The sequence below is a fragment of the Pandoraea communis genome (assembly GCF_902459745.1).
GTDB classification, from domain to species: domain Bacteria; phylum Pseudomonadota; class Gammaproteobacteria; order Burkholderiales; family Burkholderiaceae; genus Pandoraea; species Pandoraea communis.
Window position 1 is genome coordinate 193,472 of sequence record NZ_CABPSJ010000004.1, and the last position, 24,383, is coordinate 217,854.

General features: G+C 64.5%; 24 protein-coding genes and 1 pseudogene. 13 read left to right on the forward strand and 12 right to left on the reverse strand.

Translation table 11 applies throughout. From position 1 onward, the window contains the following. Positions 1-57: 57 nt before the first annotated feature. The 5 genes and pseudogenes from PCO31110_RS15520 to PCO31110_RS15540 all read left to right on the forward strand — a co-directional run bounded on the left by PCO31110_RS15520 (position 58) and on the right by PCO31110_RS15540 (position 4,229). Positions 58-627, forward strand: a complete 570-nt coding sequence (locus PCO31110_RS15520) for a YqgE/AlgH family protein (RefSeq protein ID WP_010804064.1) — start codon at positions 58-60, stop codon at positions 625-627. Then, complete coding sequence (gene ruvX, locus PCO31110_RS15525; RefSeq protein WP_010804065.1) at positions 624-1,052, forward strand: Holliday junction resolvase RuvX; 429 nt, start codon at positions 624-626, stop codon at positions 1,050-1,052. Before PCO31110_RS15520 ends, ruvX begins: the two co-directional genes overlap by 4 nt. A gap of 104 nt (positions 1,053-1,156) precedes the next feature. Next, positions 1,157-2,110 (forward strand): annotated as a pseudogene (locus tag PCO31110_RS15530) (aspartate carbamoyltransferase catalytic subunit); the annotation flags it as partial. A 7-nt stretch (positions 2,111-2,117) separates the two neighbouring features. Next, positions 2,118-3,386 carry a dihydroorotase gene (locus PCO31110_RS15535; RefSeq protein ID WP_150690816.1) on the forward strand — a complete coding sequence of 423 codons (1,269 nt, stop codon included), beginning with the start codon at positions 2,118-2,120 and terminating at the stop codon, positions 3,384-3,386. A 12-nt stretch (positions 3,387-3,398) separates the two neighbouring features. After that, positions 3,399-4,229, forward strand: coding sequence for a lysophospholipid acyltransferase family protein (locus PCO31110_RS15540; RefSeq protein ID WP_010804068.1), 831 nt, complete (start codon positions 3,399-3,401; stop codon positions 4,227-4,229). Positions 4,230-4,317: 88 nt separating this feature from the next. Here the strand turns inward: PCO31110_RS15540 and PCO31110_RS15545 are convergent, their stop codons facing one another. From PCO31110_RS15545 to PCO31110_RS15570, 6 genes are all read right to left on the reverse strand, one after another. Further along, a complete protein-coding gene (locus PCO31110_RS15545) occupies positions 4,318-5,304 on the reverse strand; it encodes a symmetrical bis(5'-nucleosyl)-tetraphosphatase (protein ID WP_150690817.1) in 987 nt (328 codons plus the stop codon). 97 nt (positions 5,305-5,401) lie between these two features. Further along, the gene (locus PCO31110_RS15550; protein WP_150690818.1) at positions 5,402-6,493 is read right to left on the reverse strand and encodes an MraY family glycosyltransferase; all 1,092 of its coding nucleotides are present in this window, start codon (positions 6,491-6,493) and stop codon (positions 5,402-5,404) included. Then, positions 6,487-7,629, reverse strand: a complete 1,143-nt coding sequence (locus PCO31110_RS15555; protein WP_150690819.1) for a glycosyltransferase family 4 protein — start codon at positions 7,627-7,629, stop codon at positions 6,487-6,489. Before PCO31110_RS15555 ends, PCO31110_RS15550 begins: the two co-directional genes overlap by 7 nt. A gap of 20 nt (positions 7,630-7,649) precedes the next feature. After that, positions 7,650-8,780 (reverse strand): glycosyltransferase, encoded by a 1,131-nt coding sequence (locus PCO31110_RS15560; protein ID WP_150690820.1) that lies wholly within the window; start codon positions 8,778-8,780, stop codon positions 7,650-7,652. Next, positions 8,777-9,913, reverse strand: a complete 1,137-nt coding sequence (locus PCO31110_RS15565) for a glycosyltransferase family 4 protein (protein WP_174979592.1) — start codon at positions 9,911-9,913, stop codon at positions 8,777-8,779. The genes PCO31110_RS15560 and PCO31110_RS15565 overlap by 4 nt, the downstream gene beginning before the upstream one ends. Positions 9,914-9,917: 4 nt before the next feature. Beyond that, positions 9,918-11,135 (reverse strand): oligosaccharide flippase family protein, encoded by a 1,218-nt coding sequence (locus PCO31110_RS15570; RefSeq protein WP_010804074.1) that lies wholly within the window; start codon positions 11,133-11,135, stop codon positions 9,918-9,920. A gap of 349 nt (positions 11,136-11,484) precedes the next feature. Between PCO31110_RS15570 and PCO31110_RS15575 the strand changes: the two genes are divergently transcribed. The 4 genes from PCO31110_RS15575 (at position 11,485) to waaA (ending at position 16,302) form a co-directional block, all read left to right on the forward strand. Further along, on the forward strand, positions 11,485-12,882 hold the full coding sequence (locus PCO31110_RS15575; RefSeq protein WP_010804075.1) for a phosphomannomutase/phosphoglucomutase: 1,398 nt from the start codon (positions 11,485-11,487) through the stop codon (positions 12,880-12,882). A 247-nt stretch (positions 12,883-13,129) separates the two neighbouring features. Beyond that, on the forward strand, positions 13,130-14,098 hold the full coding sequence (gene waaC / locus PCO31110_RS15580) for a lipopolysaccharide heptosyltransferase I (protein ID WP_246189882.1): 969 nt from the start codon (positions 13,130-13,132) through the stop codon (positions 14,096-14,098). Then, positions 14,095-14,991 (forward strand): Kdo hydroxylase KdoO, encoded by an 897-nt coding sequence (gene kdoO / locus PCO31110_RS15585; RefSeq protein WP_150690823.1) that lies wholly within the window; start codon positions 14,095-14,097, stop codon positions 14,989-14,991. The genes waaC and kdoO overlap by 4 nt, the downstream gene beginning before the upstream one ends. Before the next feature lie 3 nt (positions 14,992-14,994). Next, on the forward strand, positions 14,995-16,302 hold the full coding sequence (gene waaA, locus PCO31110_RS15590) for a lipid IV(A) 3-deoxy-D-manno-octulosonic acid transferase (protein ID WP_174979620.1): 1,308 nt from the start codon (positions 14,995-14,997) through the stop codon (positions 16,300-16,302). Positions 16,303-16,435: 133 nt separating this feature from the next. Here the strand turns inward: waaA and PCO31110_RS15595 are convergent, their stop codons facing one another. The 4 genes from PCO31110_RS15595 to PCO31110_RS15610 all read right to left on the reverse strand — a co-directional run bounded on the left by PCO31110_RS15595 (position 16,436) and on the right by PCO31110_RS15610 (position 19,909). Next, positions 16,436-17,878, reverse strand: coding sequence for a TolC family outer membrane protein (locus PCO31110_RS15595; RefSeq protein ID WP_150690825.1), 1,443 nt, complete (start codon positions 17,876-17,878; stop codon positions 16,436-16,438). Between the two features lie 93 nt (positions 17,879-17,971). Beyond that, positions 17,972-18,295: a rhodanese-like domain-containing protein gene (locus PCO31110_RS15600; RefSeq protein WP_150690826.1), complete on the reverse strand. Its 324-nt coding sequence runs from the start codon at positions 18,293-18,295 to the stop codon at positions 17,972-17,974. A gap of 147 nt (positions 18,296-18,442) precedes the next feature. After that, positions 18,443-19,111: a protein-L-isoaspartate O-methyltransferase family protein gene (locus PCO31110_RS15605; RefSeq protein ID WP_010804081.1), complete on the reverse strand. Its 669-nt coding sequence runs from the start codon at positions 19,109-19,111 to the stop codon at positions 18,443-18,445. A gap of 129 nt (positions 19,112-19,240) precedes the next feature. Continuing rightward, entirely contained in the window at positions 19,241-19,909 is a 669-nt protein-coding gene (locus tag PCO31110_RS15610; protein WP_010804082.1) for a TetR/AcrR family transcriptional regulator, read from the reverse strand. Positions 19,910-20,007: 98 nt separating this feature from the next. Here PCO31110_RS15610 and PCO31110_RS15615 point away from each other — a divergent pair, with 98 nt between their 5' ends. The 4 genes from PCO31110_RS15615 to PCO31110_RS15630 all read left to right on the forward strand — a co-directional run bounded on the left by PCO31110_RS15615 (position 20,008) and on the right by PCO31110_RS15630 (position 22,803). After that, the gene (locus PCO31110_RS15615) at positions 20,008-20,790 is read left to right on the forward strand and encodes an SDR family NAD(P)-dependent oxidoreductase (RefSeq protein ID WP_150690827.1); all 783 of its coding nucleotides are present in this window, start codon (positions 20,008-20,010) and stop codon (positions 20,788-20,790) included. A gap of 115 nt (positions 20,791-20,905) precedes the next feature. Beyond that, positions 20,906-21,169, forward strand: a complete 264-nt coding sequence (locus PCO31110_RS15620; protein ID WP_150690828.1) for a YkgJ family cysteine cluster protein — start codon at positions 20,906-20,908, stop codon at positions 21,167-21,169. A gap of 108 nt (positions 21,170-21,277) precedes the next feature. Further along, on the forward strand, positions 21,278-21,907 hold the full coding sequence (locus PCO31110_RS15625) for a DUF1439 domain-containing protein (RefSeq protein WP_150690829.1): 630 nt from the start codon (positions 21,278-21,280) through the stop codon (positions 21,905-21,907). Positions 21,908-21,960: 53 nt separating this feature from the next. After that, positions 21,961-22,803, forward strand: coding sequence for an undecaprenyl-diphosphate phosphatase (locus PCO31110_RS15630; RefSeq protein WP_010804086.1), 843 nt, complete (start codon positions 21,961-21,963; stop codon positions 22,801-22,803). Positions 22,804-22,895: 92 nt separating this feature from the next. Here the strand turns inward: PCO31110_RS15630 and trmB are convergent, their stop codons facing one another. Together trmB and PCO31110_RS15640 are read right to left on the reverse strand one after the other, a co-directional pair. Then, positions 22,896-23,696 carry a tRNA (guanosine(46)-N7)-methyltransferase TrmB gene (gene trmB / locus PCO31110_RS15635; protein ID WP_010804087.1) on the reverse strand — a complete coding sequence of 267 codons (801 nt, stop codon included), beginning with the start codon at positions 23,694-23,696 and terminating at the stop codon, positions 22,896-22,898. A gap of 186 nt (positions 23,697-23,882) precedes the next feature. Further along, the gene (locus PCO31110_RS15640; RefSeq protein WP_150690830.1) at positions 23,883-24,341 is read right to left on the reverse strand and encodes a winged helix-turn-helix transcriptional regulator; all 459 of its coding nucleotides are present in this window, start codon (positions 24,339-24,341) and stop codon (positions 23,883-23,885) included. Positions 24,342-24,383 lie beyond the last annotated feature (42 nt).

Genomic DNA, 24,383 nt, shown 5'->3' on the forward strand with positions numbered 1-24,383 from the left:
TGCGGAGTGCGACACCGAGCGGCAGACCGTCAAACAGGTTCCGATAAACTTGGCCCTATGCCGAACGACCGTATCAATCTCACGAATCAATTCCTCATTGCCATGCCGGGCATGGCCGATCCGACGTTTTCCGGCGCCGTCGTGTACCTGTGCGAGCACAGCGAAAAAGGTGCAATCGGGCTGGTCATCAATCGTCCGACCGACATCGATCTGCAATCGCTCTTCGAGCGTCTCGATCTGAAGCTGGAAATCGATCCCCTTGCGCATCAGCCGGTGTTCTTCGGCGGACCGGTGCAGACCGAGCGCGGCTTCGTGCTGCACGAGTCGACCGGCACAACGTACAGCTCATCGCTCTCGGTGCCGGGCGGCCTCGAGATGACGACGTCGAAAGACGTGCTCGAAGCCGTGGCCAACGGACAGGGGCCGAGCCGCTTTCTGCTGACGCTCGGGCACTCGGGGTGGGGGGCGGGGCAACTGGAAGACGAGATCGGCCGCAATGGCTGGCTGACCGTCGCCGCCGACCCGGGCATCGTGTTCGACGTGCCGCCTGCCGAACGCTTCGACGCAGCGCTTGCGCTACTCGGCGTCACGTCGTCGATGCTCTCTGCCGACGCAGGTCACGCATGACGGCTGGCAGTGCCACGGTACTCGCCTTCGATTACGGCGAGCGCCGGATCGGTGTGGCGATCGGCAATCTCATGCTGCGCGAGGCCCGCGCGCTCACCGTTCTTGCCAATCTCAATCGCGAAGTCCGGTTCGCCGAGACCGGCAAGCTCATTGCCGAATGGCAGCCTGAACTTATCGTCGTCGGACTGCCGTGCCATCCCGACGGCACGCCGCACGCGATGACCCAGCAAGCCAAACGTTTCGGAAATCAACTCAACGGGCGATTCGACGTGCCGGTCGTGTGGGTCGACGAACGCTACTCGTCGGTCGCCGCTGCGGCGGCGCTGGCCGAGGCAGGCGTCAAGGTCTCTCAAAAGACATCGCTCGACGCCGAAGCCGCTCGCATCATCCTCCAGCAGTACTTCGACGAGCATGTACCTGCCTGAGCGCCTGACCGGCATCACGCCTGACAGTCTTCTGCGTGCCGTCGCCGCACAACGCCGCATCGGCACGGAGTCGTCCCTGCATGGCTAACGGAATTCTCGGGCGACGCGGCCACCCCCAACTCAACCGTCACGGCGAATTGAAGCATTTGCTGACGGTGGAGGGGCTGCCGCGCGCCGTGCTGACTCACATTCTCGACACCGCCACGCAGTTCGTCGGCGTGAACGACGCCGACGTGAAGAAGGTGCCATTGCTCAGCGGCAAGTCGGTCTTCAATCTCTTCTTCGAGAATTCGACACGTACGCGAACGACGTTTGAGATCGCGGCAGCGCGCCTGTCGGCCGATGTGCTGAATCTGAATATCAACGCGTCGTCGACGAGCAAGGGCGAAACCTTGCTCGATACCATCGGCAACCTGTCGGCGATGCATGCGGACCTGTTCGTCGTGCGTCACGCGCAGTCGGGCGCGCCCTACCTGATTGCCGAGCATTGCGCGCCGCGTGTGCATGTCATCAACGCAGGCGACGGGCGTCACGCACACCCCACGCAAGGCTTGCTCGACATGTACACGATTCGCCATCACAAGGGCGAATTTCAGAACCTGACGGTCGCGATCGTAGGCGACATTCTGCATTCGCGCGTGGCGCGTTCCGACATTCACGCGCTCACGACGTTAGGCGTGCCGGAAGTCCGCGCCATCGGCCCGCGCACCCTCTTGCCCGAGGGGCTCGAGCAACTCGGCGTGCGCGTGTTTCACGACATGGACGAAGGGCTTCGCGATGTGGACGTCGTCATCATGTTGCGTTTGCAGAACGAGCGGATGAGCGGTGCCTTGCTGCCGTCTGCCGCCGAGTACTTCAAGTATTACGGCCTGACCCCGGAGCGTCTCGCATTGGCCAAGCCCGATGCCATCGTCATGCATCCCGGCCCGATGAACCGTGGTGTGGAGATCGACTCAGCGGTCGCAGACGGCCCGCAGTCGGTCATTCTTGAACAAGTGTCGTTCGGCATCGCCGTGCGCATGGCGGTGATGAGCATCGTCGCCGCGAACCACGGGTAAGCGCGCCATGAGATTGCATCTGAAGGGCGGTCGCGTTATCGATCCCGCAACCCGAACCGACCATATTCAGGACGTTTTCGTCGCCGGCGGAAACATCGCCGCGCTGGGCGCGGCGCCTGCCGGCTTCACTGCCGAGCGCACGATCGACGTGACGGGGCTGGTGGTTATGCCCGGGCTTGTCGATCTGTGCGCACGCCGCGTGAGCGCGGCCAGTGAAGCGGCAGCGGCGCTCGCAGGCGGCGTGACACGCATGGTTTGCCCGCCGGATACCGACCCTGTGCTGGATGAGCCGGCGCTTGTCGAGATGCTGCAATTGCGCGAGCGCGCCACACCGCTTGCGCAGGTACACCCTCTGGGCGCGCTGACGGTTGGCCTCGCCGGGCGTGAACTCACGGAAATGGCGCAATTGACGCAGGCGGGCTGCATCGGGCTCTCGCAGGCGAATGCACCGATGGCCGATAACCGCACGTTGCTGCGTGCGCTGGAATACGCGGGGACATTCGGGCTGACGGCATGGTTACGTGCCCAGGATGCCTCATTGGCCGCCAGTGGCGTGGCTGCCAGCGGGGCCGTCGCATCGCGTCTGGGGCTGGCGGGTATTCCGGTGGCTGCCGAGACGATCGCGCTTCACACCCTTCTCGAACTCGTGCGCGTCACGGGCACGCGGGTGCATCTATGCCGATTGTCGTCTGCTGCAGGGTTGGCGCTCGTGCGCGCGGCAAAGGCCGAAGGCTTGCCGATCACGTGTGACGTTGCCGCCCACCATCTCCATCTGACGGACATGGATATCGGTTATTTTGATGCCCAGTACCGGCTCGATCCGCCGCTGCGCGGGCAACGCGACCGCGAAGCCATTCGGGAAGCGGCGCGCGACGGTACGATTGATGCCATCTGCTCCGACCATACGCCGCTCGCTGCCGACGCCCGTCTGGTACCGTTTGCGGAAGCCGCGCCGGGCGCGAGCGGTCTGGAACTGCTCTTGTCGCTGGTGCTGAAGTGGGCCGACGAGACTCGCGTGCCGTTGATCGATGCGCTCGCACGCGTAACGTACGCACCGGGGCAGCGTCTTGCTGCTGTTGCACCGGGCGCGGGCCGTCTCGCGCCGGGGCAACCGGCCGATGTTTGTGTGTTTGCGCCGTCGGCGCACTGGACGGTTGCCGCGCAGAATTTGCGCAGCGCTGGCCACAACACCCCGTTCCTGGGATACGAATTGCCGGGTCGCGTACGTTTCACGCTGGTCGGTGGCCACGTGGCATACGAAACCCTCGCCGTTTAGGATGCGATTGCCGTGCTCTTCATCAAAAAACTTCGTCTCGGCCTGCACCTGTCGCGCGGCCTGCTGACCGCGCTGATCTTCTTCCCGTTTCTGTCCGAGGCGGCCAAACACCGTCGCATTCGTGCGTGGTCGCAGAAGCTGTTGAAGCTGTGCGGCATGCGTCTCGAGGTCGAACAACATGCGCCGTTGCCCGACAGCGGTGTCATGCTGCTGTGCAATCACGTGTCGTGGATCGACATCTTCGCGATCAACGCATGGCAACCGGTGCGCTTCGTCGCGAAGGCCGAGATTCGCCATTGGCCGTTGGTCGGCTGGCTGTGTGTGCAGACGCGCACGATCTTCCTGCAACGCGAGCGCCGTGCCGACGCACGCCGCATCATGCATTACCTGTCGGATTGCCTGCGTGACGGCGACATCATCACGGTCTTCCCCGAGGGCACAACCACGGATGGGCGTAGCCTGTTGCCGTTCCACGCCAACCTGCTGCAAGCGCCGGTGAGCACCGGGAAGCCTGTGCAGCCGCTGTGCCTGTTCTACACCGATGCCGAGAGCGGACGCCATACGATGGCACCGGCGTACATTGGCGAGATGAGTCTGATCGAGTCCATCGACATGATTCTGCGCGCGCCTCCCATGACGGTACGGCTGTCGATCGACGAGCCGCAGTATCCGCAGGAAGGGCAGCATCGGCGCGAGTTTGCGCTTGGTGCGCAGAAGGCGGTTGGCGATGCCCTACAGCGTTTCTTGCCGGAGGCCGTGCTGCCGCAAAGCGGTTCGGTGGGTTCGCGCGACTCGATGTTGAGCGACGAAGAGGGCGACGCCGCGCAGGCGGTTCAGGTCTGACACGAGAGACGAAGACGAGGGACGAAGAAAAAACGGCGCCTGCATGGCGCCGTTTTCGTTGGATCTGGAGACGCGGACGCCTTCGCCGTCAATTGCCTTTGCGCTTTGCCCCTTTGTCCGCTTTGTCCACTTTATCGGCCTTGTCGAGCTTGCGGGCGCTCTTGCCGAGCTTCTCGGCTTTCGCGGCCTTGAAGGCATCTTCGGCCTTATCGGCCTTCTTCATCTTGGCGCGCTTCTTGCCGTCCACCAGGGTGAACGGGTCGCGGATCTGTGGGCAATTGATCTGAATCAGGTCGCGCTCGGCAGGGGAACTGGCGAGTTTCACCGCCGTCAATTTTCCTCCCCAGACACAGCCCGTATCGAGTCCCAGCACGTTCTCACGCATTACCAGACCGAGTGCCGACCAGTGACCGAACACCACCGTGACGTCGGCCGTGCGACGCCCCGGCGCGTCGAACCAGGGCTTCAGTTCGGTCGTGGCCGCATCGGCGCCTTCTTTGATCTTGAAGTCGATGCGGCCGTCGGCGGTGCAGAAGCGCATGCGGGTCAGGGCGTTGATCGTGAGCCGCTGGCGGTCCTCGTCGCTCAGCCCTTCTTGCCACTGGTCGGGCTGATTGCCGAACATGCGTGAGAGGAATGTCTTCCAGTTCGGGCCGCGCAGTTGCGTCTCCACGTCGCGGGCGAGCGTGATGACCTGTGTGGCGTCCCATTGCGGCAGCACGCCGGCATGCACCATCAGATGGCCATGCGCGAGGTGTGCAAGCGGCAAACGGCGAACCCAGTCGATGAGGGCATCGCGATCGGGGGCGTTGAGGATGTCGTCGATGGTATCGCTGCCGTGAGCCTGACGCACTCCGGCCGCCACGGCCAGCAGATGGAGGTCGTGGTTGCCGAGGATCGCTGTCGCGCGCGTGCCCAGCGCGATGACCTGACGCAGCGTGTCGAGCGAGCGCGGGCCACGATTGATGAGATCGCCGGCAAGCCAGAGATCCGCGTCCTGAGGCAGGCGTGCGAGCAGTTGTTCAAACGACGTTTGGCAACCTTGCAGGTCGCCGATGGCATAGATGTTACGCATCGCGTAGGTGGCGCTGTCTTGTCTTGTTGTCCCTGTCAGGGGGGAGTCCGCGTGCCGCAGCGACACACCTTCGTGTGCATTGCCCCCCCGTGGTCTTTCATTTCTTGTAGATCAGCCAGCGTGGCGCTTTGAAGCGAACGATGCGCAGGTACAGCCAGACATACGTCACCATGAAGGCGATGCAGCACAGCGCTAGCACCAGACTATGTCGCCAGAAAACCGTTGCCGGAATCACTGCCAGCAAGCATAGCAGCCAAAGGTACGGCGAGGTCAAGGAGTTGCGTTGCGTGAGTGCACTTGCCGTTCGTGCGCCCGCAGCCCAGCGCATCAACCGTTTGTAGACGAGCATGTGCAGATGCACGCCGTCGGGGATGCCGGGCGAGATGCCGCGCACGAAGCGCTTGCGGTAGATCGAGAAGCAGACTTCGAAGGCGGGGTAAATCACCATAAGGGCGGGATACCACGGCGAGACCTGCGGGTTGCGCATGACCAGCAATACGGCGATTTCGGCCAGCATGAAGCCGAGGAAATAGGCGCCGCCATCCCCCAGGAAAATCAGGCCACCGGGGAAGTTGAAGATGAAGAACCCGAGAATGGCGCCCACCATGATCATCGACGTGGTTAGCACGACGGGGTCCTGCACCTGAAATCCGACATAGCCGAGCGAGGCGAACATGATCATCGCCACCATGGCCGCGAGCCCGTTGAAGCCGTCGATGATGTTGACCGCGTTGGCCATGCCGGCAACGCACAGCACGGTCAGCGGTACCGACACCGCAGCGAGCATCAGCGCACGGTCGGCTATGCCGATGTCGATGCGGGTGATGTGGATATCGAGTACGAACCACGCCAGCAGGGCGGCAATCATCGTGCAGACAAGACGGACCGTTGGCGTCACCTTCTTGGTCAGGTCCTCGATGAAGCCGGAGAGGAACGCGGGCAGGCCGCAGGCGATGAGCAGCAGAATGTTGTGCGACACCCTGGGGTAGGAGACACCCAGCGCCGCGGCTGCCACGAGCAGGCCCGCGAGGATGCCGACGCCGCCGATACGCGGCACCGGACGCACATGAAACTTCTGCACCCCGGCGACATCGCTATCGCCGGAGAAGCGGGAGTGAACGTGCGCGTAGCGCACGATCAACAGCGTCGCGATAAACGACACGACGAGGGCGATAGCAAGACTCAGCATGATGCGGGAAGGGATCCGAGAATCCGAAAATACTCTGCAATGACGACGTGCTCGTCGAATTCGCGCGCTACTTTAGCACGTCCGGCATCGCCCATTAGAACGAGTGCGTTCGCGGGCATTCGTGCCATGTCGCGCACGCAGGCGGTCAGTGCAGCGGCGTCGCGCGCGGGCACCAGGCGGCCCGTCACTCCATCGTCAATCACGTCGCGACATCCCGGCACGTTGCTGGCGATGAGCGGGCGGCCCATTGCGCTGGCTTCGAGTAGTGTGCGTGAGAGCCCTTCCCGGTACGAGGGCAGCACCACGCAATGGGCATTGGCGATGACCGGCCGGACATCGTTCGTCGTGCCGAGATACTCGATGATGCCCTCGCGCTGCCACGCATCGACCTCGCTGCGCGTGATGGCGGTGGGATTCTCGACGTCGGTCGCGCCCAGCATCTGAAAAGTCACATGGGGCATCTCTGCATGAAGGGCGCGAGCGGTCTGCACATACTCCAGCACACCTTTGTCGCGCAGCAGACGGGCAATGAGCAGGAAACGCATCGGCTTTGGGGCAACGTCCCCGGGCAAATCCGAAGGCGGCCACGGTGCTTTTGCGAAATGGGCAAGGTCGACGCCTTCACCGGGCAGTAGACGGGTCTTCCCAATGGCGACAAGGCCGCCTTCGACAAACGCCTTATGGTCTTCGATATTGAGAAACCAGTTCTCGAGCGTATGACGAAATGCCACCCGGTAGAGGTGTCGTGCCAACCGGGTCGTCAGCGATTCACGAATGAAGACGTATCCGAGCCCAGTGGTCATCGACACCGAGGGAATACGCGCGAGGCGTGCGGCGATAGACCCGTAGATGTTGGGTTTGATCGTGTAGTGAAAGATCACGGCCGGGCGCACTTGCCGGTACAGGCGATACAGCCGCCACATCAGACCGAGGTCCTGGAGCGGGTTCTGTCCCTTGGCCGCCATCGGCACACGATGCACCGTGCAACCCATTTCTGCCAGCGGCGCAGCGAAGGCGTCATCCGGGGCTGCGACGTGTACCGGATGGCCAGCCGCAAGCAAGGCCGCAATGGGGCCGCGCCGGAAGTTATAGATCGACCAGAACGTGTTGGAGCAGAGCAGTACGGGAGAGGTCATTAACAGTGCCGGGGGCGGAATCAGGAACCCACGCGCCGTGCGTCGCGCAGTCGGGCATAGGTCTCGAGCCATCGCGTCACCACGGCGTCGAGAGAGTAATGGGCGAGGATGCGCTCGCGATTGGCCGCGCCGGCCGCCTGGCGCACGCTCGCGTCGGCGTGCAGGTGGTGAATCAGGGCGTCGCCCAGCGCCTGCGCATCGCCCACGTGCACCAGCGTATTGGCCGGGCTGCTGCCAACCAGTTCGCGCACGCCCCCGCAATCGGTCGATACCACGGGCAAGCCGCTGGCCATCGCCTCGCCGATCACCAGCGGTAATCCTTCCCAGGCAGACGACATCGCGTACACATCTGCGGCACACATCCATTGCGCAATGTCGTCGCGACGCCCGAGCAAGGTGACGGCACCGGCAAGCCCGCGAGTATCGATGAGTGCCTGCACCGAGGTGCGCAACGGTCCGTCACCCGCGATGAACAGGCGTGCTTCGGGCAATTCGCGCAGCACATGCGAGAACGCGTCGATCAGCGTCGGATAGTCCTTCGCTTCGACCATCCGGCCGGCGGCGAAGACGATCGGCGCGGCGTCGGATGACGTTGCCCGAACGGCGGCGCGCCACTGCGAACGCGCTTGCGCGTCGGGACGGTAGCGTGCCGTATCGATGCCGTTGGGCATGCTCGCGATACGTGCGGCAGGGGCGGCGCGCTGTGCGACGAATGCCGCCACGGCGTCCTCGCTGACGTTGGTCGTCAGGTCGGTCCACCGGTCGGTCAGCCGGTAGGCCAGCATTCGCAGACGCCCCCCTTCATTACGGCTGTGGGCGCTCGTCACAAGCACCGGCATTCGCACAAACCAGCGCGCCACGCGTGCGAGCAGATTGGCATGCACCATGTGGGCGTGCACCACATCCGGTTGCCACGCTCGCAGGTGCGAGACGAGCCGCCGCAGCGCACATGCGAGCGACCACGGCGTCTTGTTCGCTTTCAGTTCGATGCGCGTGAGTCGTGGCGATTCCGGCAAGTCGATCGCGCACGTCCCGGTCAGCGAGATCAGATCGACGTCGTGACCGCGCGCGAGAAACCCCCGGGCGAGATCCGCGACCTGGGTCTCGGCGCCGCCCAGTTGCAGACCGGTGACGAACAAGGCAATTCTCATCGTGCGCTCTCTGGCGTTGACTTCCTCTCGGTCCAAAGGGCTTCCCAACGTGCTGCGATGGCATCGGGCCGGAAGGCCTGCGCATGCGCGTAGCCGGCCAGCCCGAGTCTGCTTCGCAGCGAAGCATCGCCGATCAGGCGGGACAGCGCGCCCGCCAGTGCATCGAGGTCGCCGTCGTCCACGACGAGGCTGTCGACCTCGTCGTTCAGCAACGCGCGCGGGCCGGCGTCGGCAGCGTAAGCCACGATAGGTACCGCATACGCCTTCGCTTCGATGAGCACCAGTCCGAAGCTTTCGCGTCGTGACGGAAGGCAGTAGATCGCCGCTCGCGCGTAGTACTGCGCGATGTCGGTCACGGCGGGAAGCACCTCGACACTGTTGGCGACGCCCGCGTCGCGTGCTTGCGCGCGCAGGGCATCGCGCAACGCCCCGTCGCCCACGATGCGCACGCGCCAACCGGGGGCGTCGTGCGCAATGCGTGCCCAGGCGTCGATCAGCCGGTCGAAGCCTTTCTCCGGAATAAGACGTCCGACGGCCAGAATGCAGCAATCGTCGAGGTGCTCCGGCGCCGTGCCGGGGATCGCAATGCCGAGCGGATTGGGCAGCGCGACGAACTGCGCACGGGCGGTCGGATGCTGCCTCTGCCAGGCGCTGCGATCGGCCTCGGTGAGGACAACGACGGCGTCGTATCTGCGTGCTGCCAGCGCGCGTGCCCACCGGCGTGCGCGCCGGCCGAGGTCGCTGGCATACGTGCTGTGCTCCCAGGCCACGCGATGCAACGGCAGGCCGAGCGTGGCGGGCACCGTGTAGAGCGCAAGCATCGGGTCGACATCGATCATCACATCGATGGCATGCTCTCGCACGTAACGCCGCACCTGCTGCACGATGGACAAATAGTGACGTTTGAAGGCCACGCGCTCGGCGAACATCGCGTGATGCGCCACGCCCGGCGCCAATGGGAAGACGGGGGTGTAGCCCCAAAGCGAGAGCACATGCACGCGATGCCCGCGTGCCGCGAGCGCATTCGCCAGTGTGGCCGCCGCGCGCTCGGCGCCGGCAAAGGCCGCGAGCGTGCCGGTGAACAGACAGACCGTGCGCGGGCCGGTGGAATGCGGAGTATGAGCCGGTGTCATCGTGTCAGTCCCGTCGCAGCAGCCAGACGCCAACCACCAGCGCGGCCGCATAGCCCGCGCCGAAGCCGAGTGCCCCGGCGAGGGCGCCGAATTGCGGTGCGAGCCCGCGTACGACAACGAAAGCCACCGCGGCGGCACACAGCCATTTCGCGATGACCCAACGTCCGGCACCGCGACGAATCAGCGTCAGATTGAGGGCAGCGTCGGCGAACACGAGAATCCCCATGAGTGCCGATACGCGCAGAATCTGCGCCGACTCGGCAAACCCTGCACCGTAAATCAGATGCACGATCCAGGGGGCCAGCAGTGCAATCGGAATCGCCAGGCTCGCCCCCGCGGCCACCATCAGCCATACGGCGCGCACGGTGTTGCGCCTCGCGGTGGCATTGTCGGCCGTCTGGAAAATCAGTTGCGGCGCCAGCGAATTCGCGATGATCGGCGCGACAAGCACGAAGTTCTCCGTGATCTGCATGGCGGCGGCGTAGGCGCCCAGCGCCGAGAGCGGAATGAGCGGTTTGAGCACGAGTTGGTCGATGCGCTTGAAGAGAATCATGAGCATCAGCCCGCCCCAGAACGTCATGCCGCTGGCGAGCAGATCGAGCAACAGTTGGCGTTGCCAGATCACCGGCGTCTTAGGCGAATGCTTCAGGTAATAGCGCACGAGCAACGCGGCGGCCACGATAGCCTCGATGGCGTAGACGACGGCGAACGCGGCAACCGGCGCATGCATCAGAAATAGCACGGCCACGAGCGCGAGCTTGACGCCCAGCCCGCAGAGGTTGGCGCTCACGCTCGGACGGTTGAAGGTGCGCGCCTGAAGCCATGCGATCACGATGCCGAAGGGTTCGCGGAACCAAAGCGCCACGCCGAGCCAGAGGGCGACGGCCACCAGGTCGGACTCCGCGAAGCCGATGAGGTAAACGGCGAGAATCGTGTAGGCGACGGCGGCGGCGGCCAGACGCAGTACGAAGGCGTGTGCGATGACCGTGCGTTGGTCGGCCTCGGGCTTGCCGACCAGACGCGGCACCACGACCTCGCTGCCGCACAGCAGCGTGAGGGACGCAGCGAGGAACACGAGCGATTGCGCGTATTGAAACAGGCCGAACTGTGCGGCGCCGAGACTGCGGGCCAGAAGGCCGGAGACTGCGATGCCGCCGGCGATCTGCGCGCCGCGCTCGGTCAGCATCCAGAGGATGTTGCGAATGATGGTGCGATAGGGCATGTGGCGCTCGCGCGGCTCACTCGTTCTCAAGATAAGCAAAACCGGCCTTGCGAGGCCGGTGCGGGTGGACTTCACGCGCTTGTCATGTCGTGCAGCTACCGAGGCAGGCCATGACTGACAGGGTTTCGGGACGCGCCGCAGTGCAGCGAAGTCCCGTATAATTTTAACGTAATGCAGCCGTTCCCGGCCGGGCTTCCTGCCGGGATTTGGCGTTTGTGGCGCGGCCGGCGTGTTCCTCGCGGCCAAGGCGTTCGCAACATCCGGCTCGTAGTGGGGGCGGGCAGGCAACAAGCCGGGCCCCCCGCAATGGATGCTCATTTCTCCCCTCGTTTCCGAGAGACGCTTTCCCATGACGCAAACCACGCAAGTTTCGCCTGCGATTTTCAAGGCATATGACATTCGCGGCATCGTTGGCAAGACCCTGGATGCCAACGTTGCGAACCTGATCGGCCGCGCGTTCGGCACCGCCCTGCGTCGCGAAGGCGGCAATGCCGTCGTCGTCGGCCGCGATGGCCGGTTGTCCGGCCCCGAGCTTGTCGGCGCACTCTCCGACGGCCTGCGTGCCGCAGGCGTGGATGTGGTCGATATCGGCGTCGTCGTCACGCCGATGGTGTACTTCGCGACGAACATCACGCTGCACGGCCGGGTTGTCGATTCCGGCATCATGGTCACGGGCAGCCACAATCCGCCCGATTACAACGGTTTCAAGATGGTGCTGCGCGGCCGCGCGATTTATGGCGATGCCATCCAGGGCCTGGCGAAGCTGATCGAACAGCAGGACTTCGAAACGGGTCAGGGCACGTACACGGCCGACGAGATCGGCGAGTCGTACCGCGCGCGCATCGCCAACGACGTGCATCTGGCGCGTCCGATGAAAATCGCGGTGGACTGCGGCAATGGCGTGGCGGGGGCTTATGCACCGGCGCTGTTCCAGTCGCTGGGTTGCGATGTCGTCGAACTGTTCTGCGAGGTGGACGGCACGTTCCCGAACCACCACCCGGACCCTGCGCACCCCGAAAATCTTCAGGACCTGATCAAGACGCTGCAGACGACCGACGCGGAAATCGGTCTGGCGTTCGACGGCGACGGCGATCGTCTCGGCGTGGTCACCAAGGACGGTCAGATCATCTATCCGGATCGTCAGTTGATGCTCTTCGCCGCCGAAGTGCTGAGCCGCAACCCGGGCGAGAAAATCATTTACGACGTGAAATGCACGCGTAACCTCGCGGACTGGGTACGCGAACACGGCGGCGAGCCGCTCATGTGGAAGACGGGCCACTCGCTGGTCAAGGCCAAACTCAAGGAAACGGGCGCACCGCTCGCGGGCGAGATGAGCGGCCATGTGTTCTTCAAGGATCGGTGGTACGGTTTCGACGACGGCCTGTACACGGGCGCGCGTCTGCTCGAAATCCTGTCGAAGGCCGCTGACCCGAGCGCAGTGCTCAACGCGTTGCCCAATTCGATTTCGACGCCCGAGCTGCAGATTCCGCTGGCCGAGGGCGAGAACTTCGCGCTGATCGACAAGCTGCGCGAGACCGCCAGGTTTGACGGGGCGAAGGACATCATCAAGATCGACGGCCTGCGTGTCGAATATCCGGATGGTTTCGGACTGGCCCGTTCGTCGAACACTACGCCGGTGGTCGTGCTGCGTTTCGAGGCCGATAGCGAAGCGGCCATCAAGCGCATTCAGGACGACTTCCGCCGCGCCATTCTGGCTGCCAAGCCCGACGCGAAGCTGCCGTTCTGACGCGAGTTCCGGGGGTGCCGCCGGCGGATGCGGCCCCTCCGGCACAAGCCGCACGAAGGCGAGCGCGGGACGCTGCAAGGACGCTGTGACCGGAACACGGGGGCTAAAGATGCCCATCGAGGATGTCCGGCGCGCCGGGTCGGGGTAAAATCGCGGTTTTGCTCACGAGGCCCGGCCGAACCGCCGGAGCGTTCGGTTGCAGGTTCTGATCGTCAAAGTCTCGTCGCTCGGCGACGTTGTCCACAACATGCCCGTGGTGCAGGACATCCTGCGCCAGTATCCCGACGCCCAGATCGACTGGGTGGTGGAAGAGGGCTTCGTCGACCTCGTCAAACTCGTGCGCGGTGTGCGCCGCGTCATTCCCTTCGCCCTGCGCCGCTGGCGCAGGAAGCCGCTCGCGGCGCGCACCTGGCAGGAAATCGGCACGTTCCGCCGCACCCTGCGCGAAACCCCCTACGACTATGTGATCGACACGCAAGGCCTGGTCAAGACCGGCTGGATTGCGCGCACGGCGCGAGGCGAGGTATGGGGACTGGGCAACCGGACCGAGGGGGCCAGCTACGAGTGGCCCGTGCGTTATCTGTATCGTCACATGGTGCGCATCGAGCCGCACACGCACGTGGTGACGCGTTCACGGCTGCTGGTGGCCGGGGCGATGGGCTTCCAGGTACCGGATGAGATCGACTTCGGCATTGCCACCGAGCGGGCAGACCACAGCCAGTGCCCGGATCGCCCGTATGCGGTGTTCGTGCATGCGACCTCGCGCGACGACAAAACCTGGCCTGAAGACGATTGGGTGGCGCTGGGCCGGGATCTGGCCTCGCAGGGTTTCGCGATCGTGTTGCCGTGGGGCAGCGCTGCCGAGCATGAAGTCTCGCTCAGACTGGCCGCAGCGTTGGGGAAAGACGCCTGGGTGCCGCCGAAGATGAACCTGTCGCAGGTTGTCGGCCTGATCGACCGCGGCGCGATCACGGTGGGCGTGGACACGGGGTTGGTACATATTGCCGCAGCGCTGAACCGTCCCACCATCGAGCTATACAATTTCAGCACCGCGTGGCGCACCGGCGGATTCTGGTCGCCGCGCATCATCAATCTTGGCGACGCGCAACACAAGCCAACGCTCGCGCAAGTGCGCGATGCCGTGCGTCAACTCGCGCCGTCGCCGGCACCTGTGGTGAGTGGCGACGCCGCGTCCGGAGAGGATAGAAGCGTATGAGCCAAACAAACGCAAGCAACCAGATCGTCACCGTCGAATCCGGCAACTGGCAGGGCGGACAACTGTCGATACCGCGCGAGACGCTCGTGGCCGATGTCGAGGCGGGCAAGGTGCTCTACTTCCCGCACCTGGCTTTTGCTATCGAGGCCGGGGAGCAACGCTTGCTCGATCCCGCGATTGCCGACCCCAAACGCAAGAACATCAGCCTCGATCCCAAGACCGACGTGCTTGTCGGTGTCGCGGCCGACGACGCCACGCAGCGCGCCGTTCACGCCTTGGTCAAGCGCTATTACGCGCAGGCATGCAGCCTGATCGACGGCTTGCTGCCCGAGTATCGCGGCAAGCTGCGCGCGGCGCCTACGAGCTTGCGTCTGCATCAGGTCGAAACGCGCCAGACGTCGTGGCGCAAGGACGATGCCCGCCTGCACGTCGATGCTTTCCCGTCGCGTCCGAACTACGGCGAGCGCATCCTGCGCGTGTTCACCAACATCAACCCGGCAGGCCAGCCGCGTGTCTGGCGCGTGGGCGAACCGTTCGAAGACGTGGCCAAACGCTTCCTGCCGAAAGTGCCGGCGCAATGGCCGGGGTCCGCATGGTTGCAGAACGCCGTGGGTATCACCAAGCGTCCGCGCAGCGGCTACGACCACATCATGCTGCACCTGCATGACGGAATGAAAGCCGACATGGGCTACCAGCGCGATGCCGATCAGCAGACCATACCGTTCCCGCCGGGCAGCGTTTGGGTCTGCTTCTCCGACCAAACGTCGCACGCGGTGATGTCGGGGCAGTTCATGATGGAGCAGACGTTCTTCCTGCCCGCCGAAGCGATGGTGCACCCCGAGTGCTCGCCGCTGGCGGTATTGCAACGCCTCACGCATCGCGCGCTCATCTGAATGTTGCTGCGTCTCGTCTATCGCGCACTCTGGTGGATCGTTGCCCCGTTGGCGGTGATTCGCCTGTGGTGGCGCGGCCGGTTTGAACCCGGCTATCGCCGTCACATCGGGGAACGCTTCGGGTTTTACGATTCACCGCCATACACCGGCCGCCCGCTGATCTGGGTGCACGCCGTCTCGGTTGGGGAGACACGTGCCGCGCAGCCGCTGATCGACGCGCTGCTCGAACGCTATCCGTCTCACGGCATTCTGCTCACGCACATGACGCCTACCGGGCGCGCCACGGGCGACAACCTGTTCGGCGATCGTGTGCTGCGTTGTTATCTGCCTTACGACATGGTCGGGCCGATCCGGCGGTTTCTGATGCAATGGCGACCGAGCGTCGGCGTGGTGATGGAGACGGAAGTCTGGCCGAACCTGATCTTCACCTGCCGTGAAAGCGGCGTGCCGCTGGTGCTGACCAATGCGCGAATGTCGGCGCGTTCGTTCCGGCGTGCCGCTCGCTTTGGCGATGCCGCCAAGCCCGTCTTCGGCGGTTTCAGCCGTGTGTTCGCGCAGAGCGATGCCGATGCCGAACGGCTTCGCATGCTGGGGGCGAACGATGTCGATGTGATGGGCAATCTCAAGTTCGACATGACGCCGCCGCCCGCATTGCTCGCGCTGGGCGCACGGTGGCGCGAGCGCTTCGGCGACCGAAAGGTCTGGCTGGCGGCGAGCACGCGCGACGGCGAGGAAGCGCTGGTGCTTCAGGCTCGCGCGATGCTCGCAGCCGCCTCGGACGTCGGACGTCGCTCGCTGCTGGTGCTCGTGCCGCGTCATCCGCAGCGCTTCGACGAAGTCGCGGCGATGCTGTCGAGGGTGCGCCTGAATTACGTTCGACGTAGTGCCTGGCCCGACGACGACGCGCCGCTGCCTGCCGACGTCGACGTCGTGCTCGGCGATTCGATGGGCGAGATGGCGGCGTATTTCTCTGCGGCCGATGTCGCGTTCATCGGCGGGAGCCTGTTGCCGCTGGGCGGTCAGAATCTGATCGAGGCCTGCGCGGCAGGCACGCCAGTCGTCTTCGGTCCGTACATGTTCAACTTCACGCAGGCCAGCGAAAACGCGTTGACGGCGGGGGCGGCGCTGCGCGTCAGCGATGCCGGTGAACTCGCCACGGCCTTGACCGATCTGCTGCTCAACGACGACCGTCGCCTTGCGATGCGCACCGCCGCGACGCTGTTCGCCAAGCAGCACCAGGGCGCGACGGCGCGCACCGTGACTGCGCTGGGCCAGTGGTTGGACGTGAGCTTCACCGCCCCGCAGGACTGATTCGGCGACCGCGCTGGACGTTGTCGCGCACGTCGAAAAAAAATGCCTCGCATGCCGGACTGGCGATGCGAGGCATTTTGCTATGCGCTTTCGCGCCGCTGCCATACGCGGCACGACGCGACGCGCTGGGCGATCAGCGTCGCATGGGCGGTGCCGTGATTCCCGGTCGCACGCCACGCGCGGGCAATCCGGCCCCGGCGCCGACGGGCGTGGCTTCGCGAGCACCTGCCATGGCCGCGGAAGCTTCCGGATTCTCCGTGAGCAACGCGTTAAGCAACTGCAAGTCCGTGTCGACGAGTGTGGCGGCGCTGGCTTTGAGCTGAAGGCTCGAGAGCAGCGTGCTATAGCGCGCCTTGGCGAGGTCGCGCCGGGTGGTGAATAGCTTGTCTTCGGCGTTGAGCACATCGGCGTTGATGCGAATGCCAACCTGATAGCCGAGCTTGTTCGACGCCACCGAGGATTGCGCCGATTGTTCGGCTGTTTCAAGTGCCTTCACCTGTGCCAGTCCGCTCGATACGCCAAGATAGGATTGGCGCGCGTTGAAGACAGCCAGGCGTCGCGCGTCATCCAGATCTGTCATGGCCTTGTCTTCCAGCGCAAGCGTCTGGCGCATCTTGCTCTGCACCGCGCCGCCAGAGAAGATCGGAATACTGATCTGAATGCCGATCTGTCCGGCGGAACTCGGTCCCGCGCCTTGGCTCGACGGGCTCGACATGGACGACGTCAGCAGACTGTTGGCGTTGCCGACATTCGAGTGCGCTCCGGCGGCGACCAGATCGACCGACGGCATATAACCCGACTTGGCCTTGGACGTTTCGCGGCGAGCGGTCTCGAGTGTGAGCGTTTGCAATTGCACGGCGTAGTTGGCCTGCTCTGCCTGCGCGACCCAGTCCGCCACGTTGTTGGGCTGGGGCGAGGGCAGCGTCGCGCCTGCGCGCAGCGTGGCGAGCGAGCCGACCGGATGCCCGACGATCCGTGCGAAGGCGGCACGGCGTACATCCAGCGTGTTCTGTGCTGCGATTTCCTGCGCGGTGGCCTGATCGAAGCTGGCTTGCGCTTCGTTGGTGTCGACGATCGTGGCGTTGCCGACCTCGAAATTCCGCTTGGCGGACGCGAGCTGTTCGGCGATGGCCTGCTTGTGCGTGCCGGCTAGCGCCAGGTCGTCTTGCGCGGCGAGCACGTCGAAATATGCGGTCGCCACGCGCAGGATCAGATCCTGCTCCGCTTGCGCAAACGAAGCCTCCGCACTCGCGACCGTCAGCTTGCCCTGCTGATACGACTGCCAGCTATCCCAGTGGAAGAGAGGCTGCGTGAGCGCGAGGCCGTAGCCGCTGCTGACGAACGTGTTCGAGACATTCCCCGAGCCGTAGTGCGTATTGACGGAGCCCCAGCGCGCGGTGACTTGCGGCAGGAGGGCGGCGCGGGCCTGCGGCAATGCCTCGATGTTGGCGAGGTAGGCCGAGCGGGCGCTGGCGATCAGCGCGTCGCGGTTTTGGGCTTCGCTGTAGAGCTGGAGAAGGTCGGTCGCGCAGGCGGGTGCGGTGTGAACCATGAGGGCCGCGAGCGTCGTCGCCATGACGAGGGCGCTTGCGGAGACAGTGCGCCGCGCAGGCGCACGCTTGGCCGCGCGCTCACGCGCGGCAAGCCTTGAGGGGCGCACGGCCCTGGCTCAGTAAGTCGGCATCGACGGATCGACCTGGCGAGCCCAGGCATCGATTCCGCCGTCCAGATTGAACATCTGGGAGAAACCTTGTTGTTCCAGAAACATTGCGGCACGCGCGCTGCGCATGCCGTGATGGCAGATGCACACGATGGGCGTATCGGCGTCGAGTTCCGTCAGACGGGCGGGCACATCGCCGAGCGGCACATTCTTGCTTTGGGCGATGTGGCAGGTCTGCACTTCCCAATCCTCACGCACGTCGAGGAGCGTGGGTTGACTGCGGTCCCCGTCCGCGAGCCACTGGGCCAATTGCGCCGGTGTAATGTTTTGCATGATGTTCGTGTGGTCGTATGGGTGGCGTCCGGCCCTCGTTGATTCCCGCAGGCATTCGCCCCACAAAAGGGGTGCGGGACCGGTCCGCTCGCGGCATTCCGGGGCGTGCCATCCGCGACCGGACGGCACGTCACCCGGCAGCCGGGCTCAGAACTTGAAGCTCGACGGATGCGGCGCGACCAGATAGGCCACTTGCGTCTCGAACATGTTTTCGGTGCGGTACTCGGTCTCGGAGATGCGTGTGATCAGCTTCGCTTCCATGACCGGGCTGCCACCGATGAAGGCTGCCAGACGGCCACCGACCTTCAGTTGGTCGAGGAACGCTTGCGGCAGTTCGGCCAGGGCACCCGAGATGGCGATCACGTCGTACGGTGCGGCGGCGCTCCAGCCTTGCGCGCCGTCGGCGTTGATTACTTCCACGTTGGTCACGCCGTTGGCGCGCAGCGTCTGCTGGGCAGTTTGCGCGAGATTGGCGTCGAACTCGATGGTCGTTACGTGATGGGCGTTGTAGGCGAGCAGGGCCGCCATGTAGCCCGAGCCCGTGCCGATTTCGAGCACGTTTTCGTTCTTCTTCGGCGCGAGCGCTTGCAGGATGCGCGCTTCGACGCGCGGGAACATCATGTGCTGGCTCTTGTCGGGAATGGCCGCGCCCGGCAGCGGCAGTTCAACGTCGGTGAAGGCGAGGGCGCGCTGGGCCGTCGGCACGAATTCCTCGCGCTTGACGAGCTTGAGCAGATTGAGCACCTCTTGATCGAGCACGTCCCAGGGACGGATTTGCTGCTCGATCATGTTAAAGCGGGCCTGTTCGTAATTCATTTCGGTTACCGTGGGTAGTAGGCAAACACAACCCGGCATTTTACCAGTTCCGGGCGGCAGTCATTATGACGCGTGAACTTTTGCCGCATCGGCGGCGCAAGGGCGGTAGGTACAGCGGCTGAGCAGCGGTTATGCCGCGGCCTTGGGCGCGACCGGCTGGGCGACCCGTGCCAGGTAGGCGCCGCACATTGTCGCTATCTGATCGGCGATCTGTCCCGCCAGCGTTTCGCAGCAGGCGCCTGGGGGCGCGCGGTTCTCCAGAATCGCCTTGATGGGGCCGCTCATCGAGTTCAGGAACACGAAGGCGACCGTCTCGGGATCGTCGAAATGCGCTTCGCGTGCGGTTTTCAGCATGGCAACGGTGGCGGCGTGCATGCGCGTGGCCGCGCCGGCAAACACTTCCCGCCCGTCCAGATCTTCCGAGAGCCGGTACAACGCCTGTGCTTCCTCGATGTCCGTCATCTTGGCGCCGACGTACGCCTTGGCGAGCGAGCGCGCCATCACGTCGAGCGGCTGCCCGTGAGAGGCGACGCACGTGGCCTCCACCGACTCGACGATCCGGTCGATGTGCCGCCCAAGCACCGCGTAGAGCAAGACCTGTTTGTTCTGGAAGTACTGATACAGGGTGCCGACGGACACCCCCGCACGCTCGGCAACGCGAGTCGTGGTCAGTTGGCGCCCGCCGTCGAGCAGCAAAACCTGAAGCGCGGCTTCGAAAATCGCATCGATCGTAACCCGAGAACGCGCCTGCTGCGGCGATTTACGGGGCGTTGCGCGGCCTTGGCTGTCCGGTTTCATATGCGAATGGAAAAGCTGAAGGATTCTTCATAAACTCGATGCTAACAAATTTGCGTGCGGTCTGGCGCAGCACAACAGAGATTTCGACGGGAGCAGTGATGAAACGGGACGCAATCGAGAGCGCGGTACGCGAGGACGCCGAACGTCATCTGGGAAGCGTGGCATTGGTGACGGGCGCGACGCGGGGCATTGGGCACGAAGTGGCGCGCGCGCTGGCCGAGGCCGGCATGACGGTACTCGTAGGGGCACGAGAGGAAGCCAAGGGAGAGGAAGTCGTTGCACCGCTGCGCAAGGCGGGGTTTCAGGCGGAGACGTTGGTGATCGATCTGCTCAGGCCGGAGACGCTGCACGCGGCGGCTTATCGCATCGGCCGCTATCACGGGCGGCTCGACGTGCTGGTGAACAATGCGGGCGTGACCGATCCGCGCGACGATACCCCGGAGAAAGCCTCCATCGAAGCGGTCGAGCGTGTCTTCGCCACCAACTTTTTCGGGACATTGCGCGTGACCCAGGCCATGTTGCCGTGGCTGGCGCGCTCGGCGCGGGCGCGTATCGTCAATGTGTCGAGCGGCCTCGGTTCGCTAGCGCACAACAACGATCCGGCGTGGGAGCACTCGGCGTTCCGGCAGATCGGATTCAATGCGTCGAAGGCGGCATTGAACATGTTGACGGTGCAGCTCTCGCAAACGTTGCGCGAGACGTCGATTACGGTGAACTCGGTCGATCCGGGCGCCCCCGGCGACCTCGCACTCGATGTGAGCGGCAAACGGGCACGGCAGGGGCTGGCTGAGGGGGCGCGCAGCGTGCTGATGCTGGCGCTCGGCGAGCGCGGGCCGGTCACCGGCGGGTTCTTCGACGTCGAAGGCAGTTTGCCCTGGTAGGCCGGGGGCCGGCGGCCGAGACGTTCGCTTCGTCACTCGCGGTAGAATGCGCGGCCCGAACCGGTGTCGCCCTGTGAGGCTGACGCCGTGCTCCCTGCATTCCCCCGATCCATTCATGAACTGCCGATCCCACTGCGCGGCGTGTTGCATCGCGCCTTCCATCTCGACGCCCATTCCCGGCATGCCGAACGGCAAGCCGGCGAACACCCGTTGCGTGCAGTTGGACGACGACGACCGCTGCCGGATCTTCGGCAGCGCGCAGCGTCCGGCGGTCTGCGGCTCGTTGCAGCCGTCGGCCGAGATGTGCGGCGAGGATCGCGCGCAGGCGATCGCGTGGTTGTCGCAACTCGAAGCGATGACGGCGCCGATAGTGGCGTGAGCGGGCACGCCGAGGTGCAATGAGGCGTCTTGAAGCGTAGAAGCGAGTCACAAGCGAATGCTATAGTCGCGCGTATCGGGCGCCCCGCGCCCTGTAGCGGAATGTGACATGCCGGGTAGCACTCAGTCAGATCAATCAATTCGTGAGCAGTGCGAGACACCTGTCGCACGGCAAACGCCAGAGGTTTCACGCCGTCGTTGGCTGGCGTTGACGGGGGCGGCTGCCCTCGCTGCGGGGCTGGCGGCTTGCGCGGGATTGCCGTTCGGCAACGACTACACCTTCTCGGAAAGTCAATTGCAGCGCGCGCTTGAGCGTAAGTTTCCGTTCGACCGCCGTGTGTTGGCCGTGCTCGACGTAAACCTTACGCATCCCCGGCTGACCTTGTTGCCGGAGAGCAATCGTCTGGCGGTATCTGTCGACGCCGCGGTAACGCATCCGCTGGGCGGCGCGCCGCTTACCGGTACGCTCGCCATCGACAGCGCGCTTGCGTACGATCCCGCCACGATGTCGGTCGTATTGCGTGATCCGGAAGTCGAGACCTTCACGATCGATGGGTTGCCCGAGCGCTGGTCACGGCAACTGAACGCCGCAGGTGCCTTGATTGCGACGCAGTTGCTGCAAGGCACGCCTATCTACACGTTCAAACCCGAGCAGCTCAACATCGGCGGCGTGGCGCGTCAGCCGGGCACGATCACCGTGCTTTCGCACGGGGTGAACGTCAAATTCGATGCTCGCTGACGGCGCGCCTGTCTTCCTAACCCTCTATTCAAGACTTCTCAGGAACTCATTGCATGGACTTGTTGCTGGCGTTCAAAGCCGTCATTCTCGGTGTAGTCGAAGGTCTGACCGAATTTCTGCCGATCTCGTCGACCGGTCACCTGATTCTGGCCGGCAGTCTGCTCGACTTCAACGACGACAAGGGTAAGGTCTTCGAGATTGTGATTCAGTTCGGCGCAATTCTCGCCGTATGCTGGGAGTTTCGCGTCAAGATCGCGCAGGTGGTGGCAGGCCTCGGCAGCGATGTGAAGGCACGTCGCTTTGCGGTGAACGTGATCGTTGCGTGTCTGCCGGCCATCGTGCTCGGTCTGTTGCTCGGCAAGCACATCAAGGCGGCATTGTTCAATCCGACTGTTGTGGCCACGGCGTTCATCGTGGGCGGCGTGATCATTCTGCTGGTGGAACGGCACAACCGTCGCAATGCCGACGCGGGCAAGCTGCCGCGCGTGAATTCGATCGACGACCTCTCGTTTGCCGACGCCCTGAAAGTCGGCTGCGCGCAGTGCCTGGCGCTCGTGCCGGGCACGTCGCGTTCGGGGGCGACGATTATCGGCGGGATGGTGTTCGGGCTCGAGCGCAAGGTGGCCACCGAGTTTTCGTTCTTCCTCGCGATCCCGATTTTGTTCGGCGCCACCCTTTACGAACTCTACAAGGCGCGCTCGACGCTGTCGGTCGACGATGTCAGCCTGTTCGGCATCGGCTTCATCGCGGCGTTCATCAGCGCCTTCATTTGTGTGCGTTGGCTGCTGCGCTACATCGCGTCGCACGATTTCACGGCGTTCGCGTGGTATCGCATCGTGTTCGGGCTGGTGGTGCTGGCCACCGGTTACAGCGGGCTGGTTGTCTGGGCTGACTGAGCCGACGCACGCGACACGGGAAGCAGAACGAAGAACGAAGAAGGGGCACCGCGTGGTGCCCTTCTTCATTTCCGCAATGTCCGCGATGGGCTTCAGCCACGCTTGCGGAACACGAGATCCCACACGCCGTGGCCAAGGCGCAGGCCGCGATTCTCGAACTTCGTCACGGGACGATAGTCCGGACGGGGTGCGTAATCGGCCGCCGTATTTTCAAGCGTGGCTTCGCCGCCGAGCACTTCGAGCATCTGCTCGGCATACTCCTGCCAGTCCGTCGCACAGTGCAGATAGCCGCCCGGCTTCAGACGCGAGGCAAGCAGTGCCACGAACGGCGGTTGCAGCAGGCGGCGCTTGTGGTGGCGCTTCTTGTGCCAGGGATCGGGGAAGAAGACATGCACGCCGTCGAGCGAGCCTTCCGGCAGCATGTGTTGAACAACTTCCACGGCATCGTGCTGAATGATGCGCACGTTCGACAGAGGTGTCTCGCCGATGAGCTTGAGCAACGCGCCCACGCCCGGCTCGTGTACTTCGACACCGAGAAAATCGTCCGCCGGGCGCACCTTCGCGATGTGCGCGGTGCCATCGCCCATGCCGAAGCCGATTTCGAGGATGCGCGGTGCATCGGCGCGCCCGAAGGCGGCGGGCCAGTCGAGCGGCTCGGGCACATACGGCAGCACGAACTTCGGGCCGAGCGTATCGAAAGCACGCTTCTGCGCTTCCGAGCTGCGTCCGGCGCGGCGCACGAAGCTGCGAATGCGGCGCGGGTGCGCTACGCCGTCCGGTCCGACGAACGTCTCGTCTTCGCCCGTGGCATGGGATTGCGGCGCGCCGATGTCGGCGTCGTCGTCGTGGGCCGGTTGCGCGTCGTCAGCCGGCGGTTGTCCGTGGTTCGTCATGGAAACAGAAAGCCGTCTGGGACGACGGCTTGTCGAGGTGTGCTGCGGCGGGCGGCATATCCGGCATTACGGCCTGATGTCAGCGCCCAACACGATGATTTTTCAAAGGATTTTCCCGCGCCGTGGCGTCGGGAACGGGCTCGATTATCCACCGGAACCCCCTCCACTGGCAAGTTGGCGTCCCGCTTACGCCGGCCGGACGACCTGAGTGTCCTCCGGCGCCACGGGCCGGCCGTCGCGAGTGGTCGGCTGCAAATCGGCCAGCGGCTTGCCGGTTCGCGTGTCGATCAGCGTCGAGTGACGCTCGCGCCGCTCGAAGCGGTATTTCTCTCCCCACTGCCGTAGCGCCACGATCAGCGTGAAGAGTTCGCGGCCCTGAGGCGTCAGCACATATTCCTGGTACGACGTGCCGTCCGAGGCGGGCTGCACCGAGAGGATGCCCGCCTCGACCAGCGCGCGCAGACGCGTCGTCAGCATGCTGCGCGCCACGCCGAGGCTGCGCAGGAAGTCGCCGAAACGGCGCACGCCATCGAAGGCGTCGCGCACGATGAGCAGGCTCCACCGGTCGCCGATGACGTCGACCGTGCGCGCGACGGGACAGGTATCCAGCGACGGGGCGGGCGCTTCGGATCGGGTTTGCGTCATGTTGAAGGCGTTTTGCAGGAGCGAAAATTGAGTTTTATTTTA